This is a genomic window from Achromobacter sp. SIMBA_011 (assembly GCF_046535435.1).
GTDB classification, from domain to species: domain Bacteria; phylum Pseudomonadota; class Gammaproteobacteria; order Burkholderiales; family Burkholderiaceae_B; genus Achromobacter; species Achromobacter dolens.
On sequence record NZ_JAWRWN010000138.1, the window covers coordinates 1 to 350 of the forward strand.

Below are 350 nucleotides of genomic sequence, written 5' to 3' on the forward strand. Positions count from 1 at the left end.
GCGCGGCGAAGCGGACCTGCTCATCATCCCCAAGGAATATTGCTCGACCGAGCATCCGGCCGAGGTGCTGCTGGAGGAAACGTTCTGCTGCGTTTTATGGGAGCACAGTCCGCTCGCAAAGGGCGAGCTGACCAAAGAGCGCTACATGGGCGCCGGGCACATCGTCGTGCAGGTCGGCGAAGGGCAGACCGCGCTCGAAGCCTGGTTCATGCAGCGGCTCGGCGTCGTGAGGCGCGTGGAGGCGAGCACGTACAGTTTCCTCTCGCCCGCGCATCTGCTCGTCGGCACGAATCGGATTGCCACGATGCACCGGCGGCTCGCCGAAGCGGCTGCGCGCGACCTGCCGCTCG

1 pseudogene is annotated in these 350 nt (G+C 66.3%); it reads left to right on the plus strand.

Going from position 1 to position 350, the window contains the following annotated elements:
• Positions 1-350 (plus strand): annotated as a pseudogene (locus tag SB816_RS30265) (LysR family transcriptional regulator); the annotation flags it as partial.